The following is a 19,862-nucleotide window of genomic DNA, read 5'->3' on the forward strand; positions in this document are numbered from 1 at the left end:
AAGTGGGTTTTGTCGCATCTATAAATCATACTACATCAAGATTGTTAAAACTAAGGTTTTGGACATTATGATGCCATTAACATAGCAAAATTCTCAAAAGTAGAAAGATTATCATTAGCTCCAATTATTTGTCTTTTTTGCATCATACGAATATTTTCTATACCGGTAATAGTCATTTCTGCAGAATGAAAACTCTTAAAACCAAGCATTGGCTTTGTACGTTTTTTGATAAACCTATGATCTTGTTCTACAAGATTATTCAGGTATTTGGTCTGAATGGTTCTGTCGCATATGTTGGACAATAGAAAAAAGATTGATATAATGATCTAAAAAAGATGTTAAGATGTTTCGTATTACTGCAAGATTATTATCATATTTCAAAGGATTTTGTTCTTCACCAGAAATAATAATGTTATTTGTCTATATGAAATGCCGATTTTCTTTAAGTTATCGAGATTTGGAAGAAATGATGAGTATAAGGGGAGCAAAAATTGATCACTCTACATTACAAAGATGGGTTATAAAATTTGTACCATTGATAGATCAGGTGGTTAGAAAAAGAAAGAAGCCAGTTGGTAGTAGTTGGAGAATGGATGAGACTTATATTAAATTAAACGGTAAATGGGTTTATTTATATAGAGCACTAGATAGTCTTGGTAATACTGTAGACTTTCTGCTACGTAAGCATAGAGACAAGCCTGCAGCACTTGCATTTTTTCGTAAAGCCTTTAGAGAGAATAATTTTCCTGAGAAAGTAGTAATTGATAAAAGCGGTAGTAATACGGCTGCTCTTAATGATTTGAATACAGAAGTTCCTAAAGATTATAAAATTAAGGTTATTCAGACCAAATACCTGAATAATCTTGTAGAACAAGATCATAGGTTTATCAAAAAACGTACAAAGCCAATGCTTGGTTTTAAGAGTTTTCATTCTGCAGAAATGACTATTACCGGTATAGAAAATATTCGTATGATGCAAAAAAGACAAATAATTGGAGCTAATGATAATCTTTCTACTTTTGAGAATTTTGCTATGTTAATGGCATCATAATGTCCAAAACCTTAGTTTTAACAATCTTGATGTAGTATGATTTATAGATGCGACAAAACCCTATAAAATAAGTTGATAATGCAATATATGAGTAAGATTTTTAACTATAACCCCAATAAGAAATTAGCCATTCTTGCTCTTAAGGTTAAGGCTAACGCGAAGACAGATAAGATAGGTGAGTTTATTATAATTAATGATAAATATTATCTAAAATTATTTATAAAGTCAGTGCCAGAGGATGGCAAGGCTAATAATTCTATTATCAATTTTCTATCTAAAAAATGGAAAATTAGTTAACCACTCTGCACTGCAAGTGCAGAGCTTAATATTACGGCATGAATGCCTCATGTATGTACTAACTTAAAAGTTAGAAACTATTTGTGTATGGCTCATTTAGAAAGTGTCACAACACAAAAAAATATATCTGTGAAGTGTAAGATTTTGTTAAAAAATATCCTATCTTTTCTTGATAAGATATTTAAAATTTATGTTGAAACGACGCACTGCAAGTGCGGAGTTTTTCTCCCAAAGTGGGACAATAAAAATAATTTTGAGATAATATTAGGTTACACTAGTAGTTTAAAATTATTAGCAATAAAAAATATTGAATTAGACTATTTAAATTTACATTTAAAACACTATATTAAATACTATTAAATAGTATTATTAGGACTTAACTATGACCCAAGAAAAAAAGAAATTTGACGCTGAAGTTGGTAAGATTTTAAACTTAATGATCCATTCTCTTTATACTAATAAAGAGATTTTTATGCGTGAGTTAATATCTAATTCTTCGGATGCTTGTGATAAATTAAGATATTTAGCACAAAGTGATGCAAAACTTATTGCAGATGATCCTATCTTTAAAATTACTGTAAAAATTGATAAAGATAAAAGGCAGATCATTATTAGAGATAATGGTATTGGTATGAATCGAGAAGATTTGATCGATAATCTAGGAACTATTGCAAAGTCTGGTACAGGGAATTTCTTAAACAACCTGTCTGGAGATGCTAAAAAAGATAGTATGTTAATAGGACAGTTTGGCGTTGGATTTTATTCAGCTTTTATGGTTGCTGATAGCATTACTGTTACCTCACGAAAAGCAGGAGAAGAGAAAGCTTATGTCTGGCAATCAGATGGTCTTGGGGAATATATTGTTGATGATTTTGCTCATGATTTTACTAGGGGAACTGAGGTAGTTATTCACGTTAAGCCAGAAGAAGATAGTTATATTGATCATTTTAGATTGAAGCATATAGTTAAAAGTTATTCTGATCATATTGCCATACCTATATACTTTTTTGATGAATCAACTAATAATGAAATACAGCTCAATTCAGCTTCTGCGTTGTGGACAAGACGGAAATCTGATTTGACTTTTGAACAATATAAAGAATTTTATAAAGCTTTATCTTATTCGATGGACGATCCTTGGTTAACTATTCATAATAAAAATGAAGGTACTGTTGAATTTACTAATTTGTTATTTATTCCGTCAACTAAGACTTTTGATTTATTCCACCCTGATCGTAAGAGAAGAGTAAAATTATACATTAAGAGAGTTTTCATTTCTGATGAGAATGTAGATTTAATACCTTCTTACCTGAGGTTTCTAAGAGGAGTAGTAGACTCAGAGGATTTACCTCTTAATATTAGTCGTGAATCTTTGCAGCATAATAGTACTTTAGAAAAGATTAAAGCTGCAATAACCAAAAAAGTCTTGGGGGAACTCAAAAAGAAAAAAGACGAGTCTATAGAGGAATACAGCAAATTTTGGTCCAATTTTGGAGCTGCTTTAAAAGAAGGGCTGTGTGAAGCAACTAGTGATCATGACAAATTACTTGAAACATGTATATTTAGTAGTAGCCTTTTAAGTAAAATGATTAGCCTTGATGACTATATTAGTAACTTTAAAGAAGGGCAAGACACTATATATTATCTTAGCGGTGATGATCCAGCAAAATTACTCTCTAGCCCCCAAATAGAAGGATTTTTAAGTAAAAATATCGATGTACTGCTGTTTACTGATACAGTTGATGATTTTTGGGTTAATGTTAATAGTAGCTATAAAGGTTATGCAATCAAATCAGTTACTAGAAGTGATATTGATTTAGAGAAATCTGAGCAAAAAACTGAGGATATCAAAGAAGATAATGATGAATATGCCAAATTAACAGAGTATTTTAAAGAAATATTAGGTAATTTAGTAAAAGATGTAAGGATTTCTAAAAAACTTACTTCAAGCCCAGCTTGCCTTGCCGTTGGAGACGGAGCTATGGATATTCGTATGGAAAGATTCTTAATTGAGCAAAAACAATTAATGGCAGCATCTGCTAAAATACTTGAACTAAACCCTAAGCATAAAATTATTGAGAAAATTAATGCTGATATAATCTCAAATAATAAAGATTCTGCTAATGAAGAATTGGTTAGATTAATGTATGACCAAGCCTGTATTTTAGAAGGTGAGCCAGTCAATGATACTGGTGGATTTGCAAAAAGACTTAATGATATTATGCAAAAAGCTATCTTATAAACTTAACAATCAGATGCAGAGCCGTCTTAAATCTGATTGTTTCTATAATTTCACCGATTTGGGATAAGAATTGACAAATTCTTATCTCAGATTCGCGTTATACGGGTTTACTGGGTTTCCGAAATTTGTCCAAAACTATTATATTATCTACTGAATTAGATTTACTTTTAGAATCGCTAGACACCTTAATTGTTTCTCTTTTCTTCTCGTTAGGCAATTCATTAGATTTGATTGTTTCTAGCTTAAACTTTAGGCTGTAACCATTATTAGGATCAACAAAGCTGATAAGCGAATCAAATGGTACATAGATAGTTTCTTTGATACCATCAAAACTAATTGTTACAGAAAAGCCATTGAGTCCTACAGTTAAATCTTCAAATTGATATTGTATTACTATAGTTATTTCTTTGGGATAACGTTCTTTTATCCTAGAAGATAAAACTACGGCAGGATTATCAGTTTTGTAAGAAATATACAAGAGTTGATTCAGCTGCAACTTATCGGTACGAATTTTTGAAAGAATCTTTTTTACAAATTCCAACATACATTCGTTAAGAAATTGTTGATATGGGGTCTTCATAGTTATAAACTAAACAAAGAAAATAACACAAAACTAGATATAGCTAATCCGAAAATGTTTGATCCATAGTAACAACCTTGATGTCATTCCTAGCTAAAAACGGGAAGACATAGCTTATAGCTAGGTCACATTATAACTAAAACCTTTTCAGGTTAGCTATAGGTTGAACAAAATTTAAATAGCCTTATTCACATGAGGTTTTATATATCTCTAGTTATGCAAGTAAAATTCTAGCGGGGCTTTTTCTGTTGCCCGGTTAAGCCCCCAACCGCGTAGGACTAGGCAGCTAGTGCTGCAGTTCCTACGAAACGTTCATTATCATTTGCGTTTCTTTTTTTAACCCAACGACACAAGGTCCGGCGGAATTATACCGAGTAAAGATAATTTTTTTATTAAGCACGTCGATCCTATTTCGCCCCCATGAAAGCTTATGGATAAAACCTGTACTATCCTTCTATCACAACTTAATTTGGTGGAAGCGTCGGGTACCGCCCCCGAGTCCGCAACCTCTATTCTAAATCACGTTTATTACTATAGCTACAAAAGCAGCAATCTTATACTACAACAATTATAATAGGATGTAAAGGGCAAATTTTAAAAAAGTCTATTGTATATACTTATAAGAAGTGCGATAATCAATTAACATGAGTTCGATTCTAATTCCCTCTATGTCATTCCCGCGTAGGCATTATACCCAGTATAGAAGGATAATTATTACATCGAACTCACGCGAATTTGGGATAAGAATTGACTAATTCTTATCCCAAATTCGGGTAACTCAGATTAATTAAAACAGTTATTTGATTTTTATGAAACTAATAAAGCTATTCTTCCTTGTTATATGTTGTTCCTTTTTAATAATTGGTTGTGATAATCAATCTAAAGAACAAAATTTAATAGTTGCAACTTCTGCAGATAACCCCCCTTATGAATTTATCCAAAATGGTCAAATAGTAGGATTTGATATTGACATTATTAATGCTATAGGAGAACAAATAGGGAAAAAAGTTATAATTAAGAATTTTGATTTTAATGGTCTACTTGCATCTTTGACTACTGAAAATGTTGATATAGTGATAGCTGGGTTATCGGTAACCGAAGAGCGTAAAAAACATATTAGCTTTTCAGTTCCTTATATATCAACAAATGTGTCAATATTGTATAGATCAGCAGATAATTTAAAGAATACTGGAGATTTGGATAATAAAGCTGTGGGTGTACAACTTGGTACAACATGGGCGGTAATAGTTCAGGATTTAGCTAAGCAGTTTAATATTAGAATAAATTATTTATCAAATAATTTAATGCTAGTCGAAGAGTTAAAGTCAAAAGTTATAGATGCGGTGGTACTAGAGGCATCCCAATCTAAGAAATTTATTGAGAATAATCCTGATCTTGCTAGCTTCGGTTTAACAGAGTTTTCATCTGAACTAGCTATTGCTATGCCAAAAAATTCTAAACTTATTGATAGTGTTAATAAAGCTATTGCTGAATTGACAGAAGATGGAACAATTAGCCGTATTACTAAAAAATGGCTTCAACAGTGAATTCTGAACGATTTAAACAAGCTCTTAGCACTTTGCCTACAGGTGTTACTATTATCACTACTTTATACAATAATAAGCTATTTGGTTTTACTGCAGATTCCTTTACCTCAGTTTCCTTGTTACCACCTTTGGTATCGTTTTGTCTTGATAAACAGGCTTTTAGTATGAGTGCTTTTACTAGTAGTAAATATTTTGCTGTTAGTATTCTAGCTGAGAATCAAGAAGATATTTCTAGGCATTTTTCTAAGTTTAACACTGATAAATTTGCGGGTATTTCGTATAATTTAGGGTGTACTACTAATTGCCCTTTGATTGAGGGAGCAGTTTGCCATATTGAATGCAACAAATTTAGTCAATATGAAGTAGGAGATCATGTTATATTGGTTGGTGAGGTGATAAATACTATAGTGAACAGTAACTTAAACCCACTAGTACATTGTTTAAGACAATATAGAGGATTAAAATGACTGTTTGTATAGGTGTTTGTGGTGCAACTGGTAAAATGGGGCAGATGATAATTCAAAGAATGAATGGATTTAATGCTTGTACACTTTCTACAACATTTACTAGAAAAAATAGCATAGATGATCTTGCTGAGTTTTGTCAGAATTCTGATGTAATTATCGACTTTTCTAGCAGTGAAATATTAGAAAAATTACTTGATTATGCTATTAGCTACAACAATAAATTAGTGATTGGCACTACTGGTCTAACTCAATATCAGCTTGATTACTTAAACGCAGCTTCCAAAAGCTTGGCTATATTATATTCAGCTAATATGAGTTTAGGTGCGAACTTACTTACAGTACTGGCAGAAAAGGCAGCAAAAATTCTAGATAATACTTACGACATAGAGATTCTAGATTGTCACCATCGTATGAAGAAAGACGCACCTTCTGGTACAGCTATAATGTTGGGTAAGGCTGTAGCTAAGGCTAGAAATTTAGATTTTGATGAATATGCAGTATTTGATCGTAGTCAGAAAGGTCAAAGACAGCCTGATGAAATTGGTATTAGTTCTATTAGGGGAGGGCAGGTACATGGGGAACATGAAGTGTTATTTTTAGGTAATAACCAAGTTCTTAGTATAAAACATCAAGCATTAAGTAAAGAATCCTTTGCTGATGGGGCAATTCAGGCTGCCATTTGGTTATTTGATAAACCAGCCGGTCTTTATTCAATGCGTGATATGTTCTCGCTACTTCAAAGGTGTTGACGATTTTTACATTAAAGTTTACATAATATTAATATACATATTGACATAAGACCTTATTATATAGTATAATCCTGTGTTATAAATTATGGGAAGGGAGATCACGATGTCTCGTAGATGTGAGCTTAGTGGAGTAGGTGTTTTATATGGTAATAAAGTATCGCACTCACAAAGAAAAACTAGAAGACGATTTGAACCTAACCTAAGGGTGGTGAGGTTTGCAAGTGATCTGACGAAGCAAGAATATAAACTTTCGGTAAATGCCAAATGTATGCGTTCTGTTGAGAAAGTAGGTGGTTTTGATGCATATATGCTTAAAATATCATGTGATGTACTCTCAGATAAAGCAAAGGTAATTAAAAGAAAGATAGCTGAGAAAAAAGTTGGTGCTTCATTATGAAAACTGGAATACACCCAAAATATAAAAAATTCAAAATTATTATTAGTAAGGATGTTTTTGAAACAAACTCCGGTGGTCATGCAGAAGAGATTTTGATGGATGTTGATTATAGGAAACATCCAGCATGGACTAAAGAATCTGGAAATGTTGTTAACCAATCTAATAAAAATATCAGTGACTTTAATAAGAAGTTTGCTGGGCTTAGTTTTGGTAAAAAAGTATAGCTAGGCTTTTACTCAAGGTGGATGTCATCCTAAGCGAGGTGGAGGATTTGTTAAAACTAAGTAGTTTAGGTTCTGAAATAAATTTAGGATGACGTCATGGTAAGTGTGTGCGTGTATTATAGGAGTGTCTACGAATTGAATAATTTTTAGGAAAAATGTAGAAGAGTATACCGCAAATATACGTAAGGAACGGAAGCAAGTTTTGACAATAAAATTACCAAGAAGAATCAATTCACAGGTACTTCCATTATCGTGGGGTGGAGCAGTTTGGTAGCTCGTCAGGCTCATAACCTGAAGGTCGTTGGTTCAAATCCAACCCCCGCAACCAATTATGGTACGAGTTTTAGTCTATCTGAGTTTGTTCTTGCAGTGTCCCATATATACTCGATGGAAATCAAGAATTGCATTGTCATTATCCAAGATTATAGCGATACTCACGTACTAATATGTATGCCTAGCACCTCTATTTGGTAATTCCTGCTACTATCATGATTTTGATTCTATCGTCTATCAACTCTTCATTTACGAACAGTATATGACGTCTATGTATTTTTATTACACTAGGATACACTTAGGTTCTGTGGAGTTTCTTAATAGAATCTAAAGTAGTTTCTAAAATCATACTTGCTGCGATTGAATCATCTTTTTGCTTACGTTCTCGTCTTTTGATTCCTAGCGATTTTAATAAACTATTGGCAGCAAGAGAAGTAAGTCTTTCATCTTGTAGATATATAGGAAGATTTATGGCTAAGCTAAGCTTTTTGCTAAATTTTAATACAATCGCAGTTTGATCACTAGCCTGACCATTCATACTAATCGGTAGCCCTAAGACAACACCACAGCTAGAATAGGTTGTGATCAAGCTTAATATTGATTTGATCTTATTTTCTTCTGTTATCTCATATATAGTTTTTATAGGCATAGCGATGGTATGTTCTTGATTTGAGACAGCGATGCCTGTTTTTCGTATCCCATAATCAACAGATATAATTGGTCTATTAACTTGTAAAAGTTGAAAAAACTCTTGCAGTGTTGATGTTATCATGATACCTAAGTTACAATCATACAAAAGTACGTTATTTATATGTTAAAACTAATCCAAAAACATTTAGATAGTAAACTAATCAAACTATCTTTGGTGTTCTCTTTTATTTATTGTCTACTTTTTAATTCAGCAGTTATTGTTTATAAATTCAGCTACTACAAATTCACTTTTTTTAAAGCAATATTGGAGTTGAGTAAGGACTCTATTTATATTTGCTTTACTTGCTTTATCATTTTTTTTGGTTTAACTATCCATCAACTTGTTTTTATAATAGGAGCAATATTTTTATTTATAACGGGAGCAATTGCCAGCTATTATCTATATCTTTTCAAAATTTCTCCTACAAAAGAGATGATGGGTAGCTTTTTCTCTACTGACTTCAATGAAGTATATGAGATAGTTAGTATTAGGCTAATTGTTTGGCTAATTTTTAGCATAGCTACTTGTATTTATACGATGAAGCATTTCTCTATTTTAGATAGTAAACTATTTGTTACAAAATTACTAGCGGCAATTTGTCTTTTAATTACCATTAATAATATTATTATGCCGCAGTTTAATTTGCTAAGGGGTTATTTTCCTATCCAATATTTACATAACACATATTTATCTTTAAATAACAAAAGAAGTGCAATGCGTGATGATATAAGTAAGAAGTTTTCTTTCATTGATCAATCGGATCAAAATATTACAGTGGTACTTGTAATAGGAGAATCAGCACGATTTGATCATTTTGGTATTAATGGTTATCACAGGGACACTACGCCATATTTAAGTTCTGTTGAAAATCTTTTTTCATTTAAAGCACAGTCTGCTTCCAATCACACACATCTTTCTGTTCCATCTCTTCTATCTTGCCATCCTGCGAGTAGCTTAGACAAAAGTACAGAAGAAACGAGTTTTTTGTCAATTTTTACCATGCTTGGTTTTAACACTAATTGGATTGGCACTCAGAATATAGTAGGATACTTAAGAAGTAAAAACCCAATTACAATTTATGATGAAGTTAGGTTTACTATGATACCTGGTGGTTCTATTTTATTAAGGAGGCTTGATCACGATGGAAAAATGTTACCTCATATTGAAAATAATATTGTAAATTCTACTACTAAAAATGTTTTAGTTATCCACACAGCTGGTAGTCATTGGAAATATTCTGCTAGATATCCTAAAGAATTTCAAAAATTTACTCCTAAGTGTAATTCCATTACTAAGGTAGATCAGAGCAGTTGTGATATTGAAGAATTGATTAATGATTACGATAACAGCATTTTATATACAGATTTTTTTTTGTATAATGTAATAGATCTATTAAAAAATAGTAACGCTATCCTAATATATGTTTCTGATCATGCAGAATCTTTGGGAGAACATGGTTATTACGGTCACGGTGGACCTATGATCCCAGAACAAACCACAGTGCCTTTTCTAGTTTGGATATCGGATGAATTTAAAAAAAGACATCCTGATTTGGTAAGTTCTATAGCCAATCATTTAGGCTCTGAAATTAGTCATGACTATGTATTTCATTCGATCCTTGATTGTGTTGGCATTCATTCTGCTGTGATTGACAAAAATTTAAGCCTATGTAGTAAGCAGAGGTTAAATGGCTAAAATTTATCTAATTGTTGGTGAAATCTCAGGAGATTTTATAGGGAGTCATTTGATACAAAGCCTAAAAGATCTCTATAAGCTGGAGGAGATACAATTAGAGTTCGTTGGTGTAGGGGGAAGCAAGATGGAAGAAGCGGGGTTAGAGCATAGCCTTTTCCCGATTAGTCAAATAAATCTTATGGGTTTCGTCGAAATTATACCACATATTTTTAAGATCACTAAGCTAATCAAGCGTACTATTGCTGATATAATTCAGCATGCCCCAAATTTGTTAATTACCATAGACTCGCCAGGCTTTACTTATAGAGTAGCAAAGAAGATTCGAGCAGCTAGACCCAATTTAAAGATTATTCACATTGTAGCACCATCCGTTTGGGCATACAAACCTTCTCGGGCTATGAAATACGCTAAAATTTATGATCATTTGTTGGCTTTACTGCCATTCGAGCCACCGTACTTTCAGAAGGTAGGTCTAGATTGTCGGTATATTGGTCATCCAATATTAGAGCAGTATTTTTATGATGATAAAGATAAAGAGCTATTAAAGCGAGAATTACAAATACCTGTTCATTCAGAAGTGTTATGTGTCACTTGTGGTAGCCGCAAAGGTGAAATAACAAGACATGCCCCGGTATTCACGGCGGCGATCAATCTACTAGCAAAAAAATTCCCTAATCTTGAAGTGATATTTGTCACGGCTGAGTCTAGTCATAAATCTTTAATTGAACCATTTTTATCAGATGCAGCATTTAACTACCATTTCTCAAGTGATAGACTTAAGATTTTTGCTGTAGCTACCCTTGCTCTAGCAAAATCTGGCACTAATACCTTAGAAATTGCCGCTTGTAATACTCCAATGATTGTTGCTTATAAATTAAATATCTTAAGTTTTTTATTAATAAAGTTACTAATAAAAATACCTTATATTTCTTTGATTAATATTATTGCTAATAAAGAGATATTACCAGAATTTATCCAGTTTAACTGTACTAAATCAAATATAGCAGATAAGCTTACATCACTATTAGTTGACAGGAAAAAAGCAGCACAGCAAGTGAAAGAAAGCAGGAAGATTTTAATAGAATTAGGTTTTAAAAGTCCTAGCTCTCCTTCAAGAGTAGCAGCGCATATTATAAAGTCAGAATGTTTAAACTGATATATCATAGTACCCCTCTTGTAAGAACTCGAGAACAAAAATAACGATGAAATTGACTATTAGATACAAGAACCAGTTATATTAGAAGAAAAGTTATTATTTTTTGCACTTGAAAAAGATCACCTTAGCTGATATAAAACAAACATCTTTGTATATATACTCTTCTGCTTTGAAGAATTGGCTTTTGCGAATACTTGCAGGAATTTCGCGTACTCACATACTTTATGTACTGCTTGCGTTCGCTCATCCCTTGTTTATTTATTGTCGTAATTCTCCAAATCATTTGAGTATACGCACCCTTAGCTCAGCTGGATAGAGCAACGGATTTCTAATCCGTAGGTCAGAGGTTCGAATCCTCTAGGGTGTGCCATTCTTCGATTTTAGTGCATTTTACGAATGCGTCAAACGGTGGACGCAAGCTATACTCAAGCTTATAGCCATTCAGCTCTAGGTTCGAAAATACTAAATTCATCAATTTACGTTTTCCTTCCGTAGTCGAACCTTTAAAGGTTTCTAACGCTCTGGAAGCCAGTTCTACTAGGTTAATCAATAGTTCTGAAAATTCATCATCAGCATTATTATGGCTTTCTATTTCTCTCACGATATCTTCACGTTTTTGTATTAATCTCTGACGTTTTTCTTCATGATATTCCTTGCTAATATCACCATCTAAAAATAAATCAGTTAACCTATCCATACGAGTTTTGATCTTAGTATGCTCAGTATGTAGCTCTCCTATACGCATTTTATGAAAACCTTGCTCTATTTTTGCTGAAGCTTTAATATAACTAATTACTTCAGAATGCAATTCAGGCTCTAAATGGAGTGTTGCTAATACTTTTTCTACTTTTTGTAGTATTATTTTTTCTTTCACGTATACTGCTCGTAAATGAAGAGTTGAAGGAAGAGAAGAAAGAAGCTAGAATATGATAATGGGAAATATTTTAACATCTGAACAAAGAACGGCACTGAAGTCACGTCATGGTAATGAACGAGATAGGAGAGTATGTGACCGAATTAAGGCAGTTTTGCTGTATGATAAAGGTTAGAGCTATGGAGAAATAGCAGAAGCATTGCTGTTAAGTGAAGAAGCTATATATTTTATGGATAGCGTTCATCCTCAGTATCAAACAAAAGCCCGTTATGGTTGGATCAGAAAGAATCAAAATAAAACTTTACCAACATTTAGTGGCTGGAAAAGGAAGCATTTAATAGGAGCAATTAATTTATCTGATTTGCAATTAGTTAGCACAGATAATCCTAAAGTAAGTGGTGATTATATAATCAATTTTTTACAAAAATTAGAAGCAGAAAATCCTAATAAAGAGAAGATATATTTGATTTGTGATAATGCTGGGTATCATAAGTCAAAGAAAGTAAAGGAGTATCTAGTAAATAGCAAAATAGAATTAGTATTTTTACCACCCTATAGCCCTAATCTTAATCCGATTGAACGATTATGGAAATTTATGCATAGAATTGTAACAAATAATAAATTTTACCATAATTTTGCTCAATTCTCAGAAGCTATAGATAGATTTTTTGCTAATATTGATAAATACAAAGGTAATTTGCTTACTCTTATAACTGACCAATTTCAGACTATAACTTTTAATCATTTTGCCAACTCTTCAGGTTAATTGAGTATATCCATGGAAACTCAATGCATTTATAGCGTAGCGTGCATTGAATTTTCATGGATACATGCTATTAGTTTCTGCATTATATTTTTCACATTATATTACTTAGTGCTTTATAATTTCTGTGCTATACTAGCTTTATAATTGATAACTACCTAATAGCATATATGGATAAAATAACTCCTCGAGTCGATTTGGCATTTAAGAAAATCTTTGGTGTAGAAGAGAATAAGGACTTGCTGATATCCTTGATTAATTCTATCGTTGGACAAGAGGATCAAGTGGCAGAGATAACGCTGCTTAATCCATATAATCCTAAAAACTTTAAGAAGGATAAACTCTCAATATTAGACATTAAAGCCAAATCTGTTGATGGCAAAAGGTTTAATATTGAAATTCAAATTAGCGACGAAGCTGATTATGATAAGCGAGCTTTATATTATTGGGCTAAATTGTATACTGAGCAATTAAAAATCGCTGAGGACTACTCTCTTTTATCTAAAGCTATTGGTATTCATATTCTAAACTTCACTTCTATTCCAAGTGTTGATAAATATCATAATGTTTTTCATATAGTTGAAAAAGATAGTGGATTGGTGTATTTCAAAGATCTCGAATTACACACTATCGAACTCAATAAGTTTACTAAGAATTCTCAAGAAGAATTACCTGACATCGTAGCTAAAGTAAAAAACTCTTTAGATATGTGGACAGCTTTTCTAACAAGACACGATCTACTGAACAAAGATAATTTGCCTAAAGAATTAGACAATGCCAGCTTAAAAAAAGCTCTAACAGTGCTAGGTGTTATGAACTTTACTGACGAAGAAAGGGAGGCTTATGAAGATCATCTTAAATGGCTGCGTATCGAAGCTAATACTCTGAAAAAACAACTAGAAAAAGGTAGAGTGGAAGAAAGAATAGCTATAGCTAGAAAATTACTTAAAGAAAATATGACATCTGAGCATATAGCTAATATTACTAGTTTAAGTATTGAAGAAATCAACAAACTACTAAAATAGTATATTAGCCATATGGTTATTGGAAGTTTTAGGGTTGTGTACTGGTATTATAATATAGATGCTGATTTATAGCAATTCTTACATCGATTTGGGTTCGTAAATCATCCACTAGAGTCCACCAATACTTTTAGCAACATTTCGGTTAGAAGCATGATGCTCATGGTATTTCCTCCGGTTAATTAGACTAAATATTTAATAGTATAGAAAATTTTATTGTCCCACTTTGGGAGAAAAACCCCGCACTTGCAGTGCGTCGTTTCAACATAAATTTTAAATATCTTATCAAGAAAAGATAAGATAAGATATTTTTTAACAAAATCTTACACTTCACAGATATATTCTTTTTGTGTTGTGACACTTTCTAAATGAGCCATACACAAATAGTTTCTAACTTTTAAGTTAGTACATACATGAGGCATTCATGCCGTAATATTAAGCTCTGCACTTGCAGTGCAGAGTGGTTAACTACTTGTCAATTTACAATTAATTTGTAGGTTTTTTTGGCAGAAGAGTTGATAATAACTATATACTGCTCGTAAATGAAGAGTTGGTAGACGATAGTATAACTTCAAGAAGAGCTAGGCAGTAGCAAAGTCGAGCAGCGTAGCGTACATGAGTAACTAGGCAGCTTCGATCTTTGGTCGCGGGAACGCCAATTCTTGAAGTTCTACCTGAGTATATAGTCTGTCCGGCAAAACTCTATAAGTCTTATAGATAATAGGTTTTAATGGCAGAAAATAATAAAGAAATCCATAAGAAAATGTTAAAATATGCTAATAAACCTTATGGATTTCAGTCAATATGCCAATAGAAAATATTATCAAATCACAAAAACAAGGAAAACTTTTTGGTTATAAATTAAAAGAAGAATTAAACTCAAATAATAAGCTATATAAATTAAGAGAATTAATAAATTGGTCTGGTCTAGAAGAATGGTTATCAAAAAATGTTTCTATTAAGAGATTTGGTAGAAATAGAAAATGTCATAGAGTGATGCTTGGTGTAACGATGCTACAAGCAATGTATAATTTTTCAGATTCATTAGCAGAGGAAGAACTAAAAGAAAACATGTATTGGCAATATTTCTGTGGGTGGGAATATATAGAAACAGATATAGCGATGTCGGAAACTAGCATAAGAAGATTTCGTAATTTATTAGGTGAATCTGGATATAACGAGATATTAGCAGAGTTGATAAGAGTTGGAATAAGAACTAACACAATTAAAAAAAAAAGATTTGGAATTGATAATTGCTGATACAACGGTACAAATTAAGAATATCAAGCACCCACATGATGTTTATTTAATGGATAAAGCTAGGCTTAGTATTGTGAAGCTTTGCCAAAGTTTGGGTATAAGTTTAAACGAAACCTACGCTAGAACCTATAAGCGAGATATAATAAAGCTCTGGAAGTATAAAGAGCATAGCAAAGCCAAGAAGCGTTGGAAAATAATGAAGCATTTAAAAACGTTACTTGGTCGTTTGGTTAGAATATGTGAGCGTGAGATAAAAAATCAGAAATTAAACTTATCTATCAGAGATCAAGAAGTATTGAAAAAAGTAAAACAAATACATAGCCAATCTGTTTTAAAAAGAGAAGAGAAAAAGCAATACAAAGAACAGAATAAAATATTGTATAGTTTTCATGCCCCTGAGGTAGAGTGTATAGGGAAGGGAAAACGAAACAAGCCATATGAGTTTGGCAATAAAGTTGCGGTAGTAGTCAGTGGTCGTAGAAATTTTGTACTGTCAGCAAAATCGTTTCATAATAATCGTATACTTGCAGCAAAACTGCGTAACACTATCTAATTTTTTTGCTAGTATGAATTTATTGTATAAATTTGGGTTTCTACTATGCAAATATCACCGATTAATCAAAACTTACGCTATGTTTTATGATAAGTGGCTTTGTACTGAGATATTATTAAAATTCTTTACTATGAAAAAATGGCTTTCAGCCAAGGTTGAAACTGGACTGATTTTTCAAGACAAATTTTTCACTAATTTTGTTTCCCATTTTACATAATTTTTAAGCTGCATTTTGTAAGTAATCAAGATACACGTTCATCGGTTTTTTATAACCAATACTTGAATGGAATCTTTGATTGTTATATTTATCCATGTATTTATCAATACCATCTTTAAGTTCTGCGATATTTTTAAAATCATTTATAAATATACAATTATATTTTAAAGTTCTAAAAAATCTTTCAATCACAATATTATCAATGCTTCTACCCTTACCGTTCATTGAGATTTGTATATTATTCTCTTTTAGAATTCCCGTATGCTCATGTCCAGTATATTGACTACCCTGATCACTATTGAATATTTGTGGTGCAGGGTATTTATTCAGTGCATCTTTTAATACATCGGTTACAAGTGATGCATCCATAGAATTAGATACTTTATAACTTAGTATTGCCTTACTATGCCAATCTATAATCGCCACAAGATACATAAATCCTCCGTTAGTTCTAATATAAGTAATGTCACCACTCCACACTTGATTAACATAAGGTACATGAATAGTTCTATTCGTTCCTGATTTGTGCCAGTACGGCTCAAGCAAATAGCTATAAATTTTATGTTGACCATCCTTCACAGAAGTAGATTGCTTTTTATGAGGATGAATAGCTTCTATACCCATTATTCCCATATATTTAAGCACCCTATCTCTGCCCACATTAAAGCCGTCTTCCAATAATTGTTTGTATATATAACGATAACCATACTCAGGGTTATCCGTATATATTTCATCTATTCTATTTAAAATATCAAGATTATATAAGCTCATTACTTTAGCTTTATAATATACTCCAGATCTGCTTATCTTTAATAGTTCACATTGCCTTGTCTTTGCTAACGTACTCAGCTTGGGGTCGACAAGACTTTTCTTATTTGATAAGTCCAAGCTGTTTAGCTTTCCCACCGCCCAGTCCCTCTCGACTGTAGCCTTACCTAATGCTTTTGCAAGTTCATCGTTTTGATTCTTAAGTTCACTAATCTGCCCTTTGTACTCACTAACAGCTTTTGCTGGCTCAAATGCCAATGACGCATTATCTAAAAATTGTCGTTTCCAGTTTTGCATAGTTTTAGCCGTTACTTCATATTTGACCGATAACTGACCTATTGTTGATTCTTCTTTTAACATCTCTAATACTATTTTAGTTTTTGCTTCTGCACTAAAATTTTTAATTTGTTTTTTACCCATTTGTTTCTCTTTAATTTTATTTATTATTCTATACTTATTGAGAAACAAAAATACCTGCTTCTTTGTCTAATTTTTTCAGTCCATTATAGTTTTTAGTCATACTTGAGATAACATAGCGTAAGTTTTGTAATAAAAACTAGTTGAAAAAGTACTAATTATATTATAACATTTGAAATATTAATAATAATGATAATTAATCAAATGAAAAAACCAAAAGTAGCGACCTTAAGTGCTGAAGAACGAGAAGAACTAATACAACATGTCAAGGAAAGTTCATTAACGGGAGATGAACAGCAAACGATAGTAGAACTTGTGAAATTTTGTAATGAGCTAATAGACAAGCTAGCATCATCAAATATCAGTATAAATAAGCTTAAGGAAATGCTGATTGGTTTTAAGGCAGATAACAAAAAAAAGATAGTTCAGATTCATTAAAAGAACCGCCAAGTGAATCTGATAACGGGAATGGTGGTAATGAAGAAGAGTGCGATAAGCCCAAAAAGATAGATCGTAGTAATTGGCAAGGTAAATATGGGTTTGATGATTATAAGGATGCGAATACCAGCTATTTAACTCCTGAGAATTTTTGTAGTGGTGATAGCTGTCCTCACTGTTGTAATGGCAAACTATATAATAGTGAAGCTAGAAAATTGCTACAATTTACAGGTAATGCTCCAATTACAGTCAACAGATATGTAAAGAAAACGCTACGTTGTAATGCTTGTGATTATATAGTTATGAACAATAAAAATATCAACAAATGGACAAATAGTAGCAGAAGTGCAATAGTGTTACAAAAGACCTATGGTACTCCTTTCTACCGTTTATCTAGGCTGCAAAGTTTAAGTGGTGTTCCTGTGGCATATAGCTCGCTCTGGCAACAATATTTAGATGTTTGGCAAGAAGGTGGTGGAGCTGAAATTTACGGGGTATTATTGGAAATGGCTGCCGAATGTAGTTCACTGAACCTTGATGATACTAGAGCTAGGATTTTAGAAATTACTATAGCCAATAAGAAATTACGTACTCAAAATAAGAAAGGACGCAGCTGTTATACTACTACAATATGTGCTAAGACTGCAAATAATGAGGTGATAGTTTTATATTTTACCGGTAATAGGCATGGTGGAGAAAATATAGGTAACGTACTAAAGAATCGTAAGAATAGAACAGATTCTATCCAATTAATGACTGACGCAAGTAACAATAATAACCCGGTATTATCAGAAGCAGATCAAGAATTACTGGCAATAATAGTGATGATCAATTGTTTGTCACATGGTCAGAGAAAATTTACAGAGAATGAACTATATTACCCTGAAGAATGCGGATATTTTCTCAAACAAACACGAGGGATTTACCACAATGAACATCAATGTAAAGAGATGAGTCCTGAAGAAAAACTTGGGTATCATCAGGAACATAGCAGTAAATATATAGAAAACATATATAACAAAATAGACGAATTATTTAATGACAAGAAAGTTGAGCCTAATAGTAGGCTTGGACAAGCTATGAAATATTGGATAAATAATAAAGAAGGTTTGACCCAATTTTTAAAAATCCCAGTTAGCAATCTTGATAATAATTGGGCTGAGAGATCACTGCGTACCATTATTTTACAAAGGAAGAATTCATTATTCTTTAAAACAATCAATAGTGCTGAGATACATAGTGGTCTGTATAGTATAGTAAAGACTTGTAGTGAGAACGAGATCAATGCCTTTAAATATTTAAATTGGCTACAAGAGCAGAGTAGCAAAGCAAAGAAGCGTCCTGCGAATTATACGCCTTTTGCCTATGCAAGATATATGAATAATACGGAATTAATCGAGACAGCAGCTTAAACGACAGGAAGCCAATCATTAGAGAATTTGGCAGAACTAGGATCATCATTATGAATAAGAATGTGTAAGGTTCTATAACAAATTTGATAAGATGAATTATCAGATGGGAAAAGTTTTGCGGTAAATTTACCTTTGGATAGGCGTTTAGAGCATAGCCAAAAGCCTTGACCGTCAAAGGACAAAATTTTAATGGCAGTTCTGTTTTTATTATAGAATAAAAACAAGGAACCATTAAGAGGGTCAGAAGAAAGTTTTTGTCTACAAACAGCGATTAAGCCATCGATACCCTTGCGAAAATCGATGGCAATAGTGGCAACAAAAATAACTGACGCCGGGGTTAGTTGCAGCATAAAAATGTCTGAATTATGGTTTTTGGTTCTAGTGTTTGGATAATAAGTTTGGTACCATTTGGTTTAATAATGTGACAAGTATAGTGATTTTGTTTGGGGGCAGCTACAGGATCGGTATCTATAGAATTTAATAGTTGAAATGGGAGAAAATTAATATTTTGTTGTAGAGCTTGATTTGAAGTTGAGACAGGAGAAGTTTTGAGGGTAGGCTCATGGGCTTTTTTAATTGAACTGATTGTTGCTTTATTAATATTAAGATGTTTAGCTATCTCTTGGTAAGAATAATGATGGAGTAATTGGTAAACTAATTCCTTTAGATGGTTTGGTATAGGATCAAACTTATTAGTTTTAGTTTGACGCCAGGCTTTAAATTGCTGAGCTACTTGCTCAATAGTAATTGATGGTATTTGCATAGTATG

Annotated in this window: 25 protein-coding genes, 2 tRNA genes, 1 other RNA gene and 1 pseudogene; 20 read left to right on the top strand and 9 right to left on the bottom strand. The window is 32.4% G+C overall.

Features of this window, described 5'->3' with window-relative positions; all coding sequences use genetic code 11:
• Positions 1-65 precede the first annotated feature (65 nt).
• Positions 66-275 (bottom strand): annotated as a pseudogene (locus tag AAHN00_RS13885) (DDE-type integrase/transposase/recombinase); the annotation flags it as partial.
• A 68-nt stretch (positions 276-343) separates the two neighbouring features.
• On the opposite strand from AAHN00_RS13885, the gene AAHN00_RS13890 reads away from it, so the two are divergent.
• The 5 genes from AAHN00_RS13890 (at position 344) to htpG (ending at position 3,590) form a co-directional block, all read left to right on the top strand.
• Positions 344-1,051 carry an IS6 family transposase gene (locus tag AAHN00_RS13890; protein WP_342270905.1) on the top strand — a complete coding sequence of 236 codons (708 nt, stop codon included), beginning with the start codon at positions 344-346 and terminating at the stop codon, positions 1,049-1,051.
• An 87-nt stretch (positions 1,052-1,138) separates the two neighbouring features.
• On the top strand, positions 1,139-1,348 hold the full coding sequence (locus AAHN00_RS15195; protein WP_410521395.1) for a DUF167 family protein: 210 nt from the start codon (positions 1,139-1,141) through the stop codon (positions 1,346-1,348).
• Complete coding sequence (locus AAHN00_RS13895; RefSeq protein ID WP_342271619.1) at positions 1,290-1,415, top strand: hypothetical protein; 126 nt, start codon at positions 1,290-1,292, stop codon at positions 1,413-1,415. Before AAHN00_RS15195 ends, AAHN00_RS13895 begins: the two co-directional genes overlap by 59 nt.
• Positions 1,416-1,435: 20 nt before the next feature.
• The gene (locus tag AAHN00_RS13900) at positions 1,436-1,708 is read left to right on the top strand and encodes a hypothetical protein (protein ID WP_342271620.1); all 273 of its coding nucleotides are present in this window, start codon (positions 1,436-1,438) and stop codon (positions 1,706-1,708) included.
• A 22-nt stretch (positions 1,709-1,730) separates the two neighbouring features.
• Entirely contained in the window at positions 1,731-3,590 is a 1,860-nt protein-coding gene (gene htpG, locus AAHN00_RS13905; protein ID WP_342271621.1) for a molecular chaperone HtpG, read from the top strand.
• A gap of 97 nt (positions 3,591-3,687) precedes the next feature.
• Here the strand turns inward: htpG and AAHN00_RS13910 are convergent, their stop codons facing one another.
• Both AAHN00_RS13910 and ssrA read right to left on the bottom strand, forming a co-directional pair.
• Entirely contained in the window at positions 3,688-4,170 is a 483-nt protein-coding gene (locus AAHN00_RS13910; RefSeq protein ID WP_342271622.1) for a ClpXP protease specificity-enhancing factor SspB, read from the bottom strand.
• Positions 4,171-4,402: 232 nt separating this feature from the next.
• Positions 4,403-4,759: a transfer-messenger RNA gene (ssrA, locus tag AAHN00_RS13915) on the bottom strand.
• A gap of 220 nt (positions 4,760-4,979) precedes the next feature.
• On the opposite strand from ssrA, the gene AAHN00_RS13920 reads away from it, so the two are divergent.
• The 6 genes from AAHN00_RS13920 (at position 4,980) to AAHN00_RS13945 (ending at position 7,882) form a co-directional block, all read left to right on the top strand.
• The gene (locus tag AAHN00_RS13920; RefSeq protein ID WP_342272691.1) at positions 4,980-5,717 is read left to right on the top strand and encodes a transporter substrate-binding domain-containing protein; all 738 of its coding nucleotides are present in this window, start codon (positions 4,980-4,982) and stop codon (positions 5,715-5,717) included.
• A complete protein-coding gene (locus AAHN00_RS13925) occupies positions 5,702-6,184 on the top strand; it encodes a flavin reductase family protein (protein WP_342260094.1) in 483 nt (160 codons plus the stop codon). The genes AAHN00_RS13920 and AAHN00_RS13925 overlap by 16 nt, the downstream gene beginning before the upstream one ends.
• Positions 6,181-6,933 (top strand): 4-hydroxy-tetrahydrodipicolinate reductase, encoded by a 753-nt coding sequence (gene dapB / locus AAHN00_RS13930; protein ID WP_342271623.1) that lies wholly within the window; start codon positions 6,181-6,183, stop codon positions 6,931-6,933. The genes AAHN00_RS13925 and dapB overlap by 4 nt, the downstream gene beginning before the upstream one ends.
• Positions 6,934-7,036: 103 nt before the next feature.
• Positions 7,037-7,330, top strand: coding sequence for a 50S ribosomal protein L28 (gene rpmB, locus AAHN00_RS13935; protein ID WP_341748296.1), 294 nt, complete (start codon positions 7,037-7,039; stop codon positions 7,328-7,330).
• Complete coding sequence (gene rpmE, locus AAHN00_RS13940; RefSeq protein ID WP_341748295.1) at positions 7,327-7,554, top strand: 50S ribosomal protein L31; 228 nt, start codon at positions 7,327-7,329, stop codon at positions 7,552-7,554. Before rpmB ends, rpmE begins: the two co-directional genes overlap by 4 nt.
• Positions 7,555-7,805: 251 nt before the next feature.
• A tRNA-Met gene (locus AAHN00_RS13945) sits at positions 7,806-7,882 on the top strand.
• 243 nt (positions 7,883-8,125) lie between these two features.
• Here the strand turns inward: AAHN00_RS13945 and ruvX are convergent.
• A complete protein-coding gene (ruvX, locus tag AAHN00_RS13950; protein WP_342271624.1) occupies positions 8,126-8,599 on the bottom strand; it encodes a Holliday junction resolvase RuvX in 474 nt (157 codons plus the stop codon).
• A 39-nt stretch (positions 8,600-8,638) separates the two neighbouring features.
• Between ruvX and AAHN00_RS13955 the strand changes: the two genes are divergently transcribed.
• The 3 genes from AAHN00_RS13955 (at position 8,639) to AAHN00_RS13965 (ending at position 11,739) form a co-directional block, all read left to right on the top strand.
• Positions 8,639-10,213: a phosphoethanolamine transferase gene (locus AAHN00_RS13955; RefSeq protein WP_342271625.1), complete on the top strand. Its 1,575-nt coding sequence runs from the start codon at positions 8,639-8,641 to the stop codon at positions 10,211-10,213.
• Positions 10,206-11,369: a lipid-A-disaccharide synthase gene (lpxB, locus tag AAHN00_RS13960; RefSeq protein WP_342271626.1), complete on the top strand. Its 1,164-nt coding sequence runs from the start codon at positions 10,206-10,208 to the stop codon at positions 11,367-11,369. The genes AAHN00_RS13955 and lpxB overlap by 8 nt, the downstream gene beginning before the upstream one ends.
• Before the next feature lie 293 nt (positions 11,370-11,662).
• Positions 11,663-11,739: transfer RNA gene (locus tag AAHN00_RS13965), tRNA-Arg, on the top strand.
• On the opposite strand, the gene AAHN00_RS13970 is transcribed toward AAHN00_RS13965, so the two are convergent.
• Positions 11,710-12,243, bottom strand: coding sequence for a hypothetical protein (locus tag AAHN00_RS13970; RefSeq protein ID WP_342271627.1), 534 nt, complete (start codon positions 12,241-12,243; stop codon positions 11,710-11,712). The two genes, AAHN00_RS13965 and AAHN00_RS13970, sit on opposite strands and share 30 nt — an antisense overlap.
• A 199-nt stretch (positions 12,244-12,442) precedes the next feature.
• Here AAHN00_RS13970 and AAHN00_RS13975 point away from each other — a divergent pair, with 199 nt between their 5' ends.
• Together AAHN00_RS13975 and AAHN00_RS13980 are read left to right on the top strand one after the other, a co-directional pair.
• On the top strand, positions 12,443-13,009 hold the full coding sequence (locus tag AAHN00_RS13975) for an IS630 family transposase (RefSeq protein WP_342271628.1): 567 nt from the start codon (positions 12,443-12,445) through the stop codon (positions 13,007-13,009).
• A 167-nt stretch (positions 13,010-13,176) separates the two neighbouring features.
• On the top strand, positions 13,177-14,031 hold the full coding sequence (locus tag AAHN00_RS13980) for an Rpn family recombination-promoting nuclease/putative transposase (protein WP_341755239.1): 855 nt from the start codon (positions 13,177-13,179) through the stop codon (positions 14,029-14,031).
• Between the two features lie 184 nt (positions 14,032-14,215).
• On the opposite strand, the gene AAHN00_RS13985 is transcribed toward AAHN00_RS13980, so the two are convergent.
• Positions 14,216-14,389, bottom strand: a complete 174-nt coding sequence (locus tag AAHN00_RS13985; RefSeq protein WP_342271629.1) for a hypothetical protein — start codon at positions 14,387-14,389, stop codon at positions 14,216-14,218.
• 443 nt (positions 14,390-14,832) lie between these two features.
• Here AAHN00_RS13985 and AAHN00_RS13990 point away from each other — a divergent pair, with 443 nt between their 5' ends.
• Together AAHN00_RS13990 and AAHN00_RS13995 are read left to right on the top strand one after the other, a co-directional pair.
• The gene (locus AAHN00_RS13990) at positions 14,833-15,288 is read left to right on the top strand and encodes a transposase (RefSeq protein ID WP_342271630.1); all 456 of its coding nucleotides are present in this window, start codon (positions 14,833-14,835) and stop codon (positions 15,286-15,288) included.
• The gene (locus tag AAHN00_RS13995) at positions 15,275-15,841 is read left to right on the top strand and encodes a hypothetical protein (RefSeq protein ID WP_342271631.1); all 567 of its coding nucleotides are present in this window, start codon (positions 15,275-15,277) and stop codon (positions 15,839-15,841) included. The genes AAHN00_RS13990 and AAHN00_RS13995 overlap by 14 nt, the downstream gene beginning before the upstream one ends.
• A gap of 220 nt (positions 15,842-16,061) precedes the next feature.
• Here the strand turns inward: AAHN00_RS13995 and AAHN00_RS14000 are convergent, their stop codons facing one another.
• Positions 16,062-17,246, bottom strand: coding sequence for an IS3 family transposase (locus tag AAHN00_RS14000; RefSeq protein WP_342270912.1), 1,185 nt, complete (start codon positions 17,244-17,246; stop codon positions 16,062-16,064).
• A gap of 201 nt (positions 17,247-17,447) precedes the next feature.
• Between AAHN00_RS14000 and AAHN00_RS14005 the strand changes: the two genes are divergently transcribed.
• Positions 17,448-17,681 (top strand): hypothetical protein, encoded by a 234-nt coding sequence (locus AAHN00_RS14005; protein ID WP_250310741.1) that lies wholly within the window; start codon positions 17,448-17,450, stop codon positions 17,679-17,681.
• A 215-nt stretch (positions 17,682-17,896) separates the two neighbouring features.
• Positions 17,897-19,093: an IS66 family transposase gene (locus AAHN00_RS14010; protein WP_342270935.1), complete on the top strand. Its 1,197-nt coding sequence runs from the start codon at positions 17,897-17,899 to the stop codon at positions 19,091-19,093.
• Here the strand turns inward: AAHN00_RS14010 and tnpB are convergent.
• Both tnpB and AAHN00_RS14020 read right to left on the bottom strand, forming a co-directional pair.
• Positions 19,090-19,443, bottom strand: a complete 354-nt coding sequence (gene tnpB, locus AAHN00_RS14015) for an IS66 family insertion sequence element accessory protein TnpB (protein WP_342271632.1) — start codon at positions 19,441-19,443, stop codon at positions 19,090-19,092. The two genes, AAHN00_RS14010 and tnpB, sit on opposite strands and share 4 nt — an antisense overlap.
• A complete protein-coding gene (locus AAHN00_RS14020) occupies positions 19,431-19,856 on the bottom strand; it encodes a hypothetical protein (RefSeq protein WP_342271013.1) in 426 nt (141 codons plus the stop codon). Before AAHN00_RS14020 ends, tnpB begins: the two co-directional genes overlap by 13 nt.
• Between the last annotated feature and the right edge of the window lie 6 nt (positions 19,857-19,862).

The sequence above is a fragment of the Candidatus Tisiphia endosymbiont of Parasteatoda lunata genome (assembly GCF_964030955.1).
Taxonomy (GTDB): Bacteria; Pseudomonadota; Alphaproteobacteria; order Rickettsiales; family Rickettsiaceae; genus Tisiphia.

Coding starts and splice junctions, on each gene's coding strand:
- AAHN00_RS13890 (WP_342270905.1), top strand. CDS start 344: ATGTTTCGTATTACTGCAAGATTATTATCATATTTCAAAGGATTTTGT.
- AAHN00_RS15195 (WP_410521395.1), top strand. CDS start 1,139: ATGAGTAAGATTTTTAACTATAACCCCAATAAGAAATTAGCCATTCTT.
- AAHN00_RS13895 (WP_342271619.1), top strand. CDS start 1,290: ATGGCAAGGCTAATAATTCTATTATCAATTTTCTATCTAAAAAATGGA.
- AAHN00_RS13900 (WP_342271620.1), top strand. CDS start 1,436: ATGGCTCATTTAGAAAGTGTCACAACACAAAAAAATATATCTGTGAAG.
- htpG (WP_342271621.1), top strand. CDS start 1,731: ATGACCCAAGAAAAAAAGAAATTTGACGCTGAAGTTGGTAAGATTTTA.
- AAHN00_RS13910 (WP_342271622.1), bottom strand. CDS start 4,170: ATGAAGACCCCATATCAACAATTTCTTAACGAATGTATGTTGGAATTT.
- AAHN00_RS13920 (WP_342272691.1), top strand. CDS start 4,980: ATGAAACTAATAAAGCTATTCTTCCTTGTTATATGTTGTTCCTTTTTA.
- AAHN00_RS13925 (WP_342260094.1), top strand. CDS start 5,702: ATGGCTTCAACAGTGAATTCTGAACGATTTAAACAAGCTCTTAGCACT.
- dapB (WP_342271623.1), top strand. CDS start 6,181: ATGACTGTTTGTATAGGTGTTTGTGGTGCAACTGGTAAAATGGGGCAG.
- rpmB (WP_341748296.1), top strand. CDS start 7,037: ATGTCTCGTAGATGTGAGCTTAGTGGAGTAGGTGTTTTATATGGTAAT.
- rpmE (WP_341748295.1), top strand. CDS start 7,327: ATGAAAACTGGAATACACCCAAAATATAAAAAATTCAAAATTATTATT.
- ruvX (WP_342271624.1), bottom strand. CDS start 8,599: ATGATAACATCAACACTGCAAGAGTTTTTTCAACTTTTACAAGTTAAT.
- AAHN00_RS13955 (WP_342271625.1), top strand. CDS start 8,639: ATGTTAAAACTAATCCAAAAACATTTAGATAGTAAACTAATCAAACTA.
- lpxB (WP_342271626.1), top strand. CDS start 10,206: ATGGCTAAAATTTATCTAATTGTTGGTGAAATCTCAGGAGATTTTATA.
- AAHN00_RS13980 (WP_341755239.1), top strand. CDS start 13,177: ATGGATAAAATAACTCCTCGAGTCGATTTGGCATTTAAGAAAATCTTT.
- AAHN00_RS13990 (WP_342271630.1), top strand. CDS start 14,833: ATGCCAATAGAAAATATTATCAAATCACAAAAACAAGGAAAACTTTTT.
- AAHN00_RS14000 (WP_342270912.1), bottom strand. CDS start 17,246: ATGGGTAAAAAACAAATTAAAAATTTTAGTGCAGAAGCAAAAACTAAA.
- AAHN00_RS14005 (WP_250310741.1), top strand. CDS start 17,448: ATGAAAAAACCAAAAGTAGCGACCTTAAGTGCTGAAGAACGAGAAGAA.
- tnpB (WP_342271632.1), bottom strand. CDS start 19,443: ATGCTGCAACTAACCCCGGCGTCAGTTATTTTTGTTGCCACTATTGCC.
- AAHN00_RS14020 (WP_342271013.1), bottom strand. CDS start 19,856: ATGCAAATACCATCAATTACTATTGAGCAAGTAGCTCAGCAATTTAAA.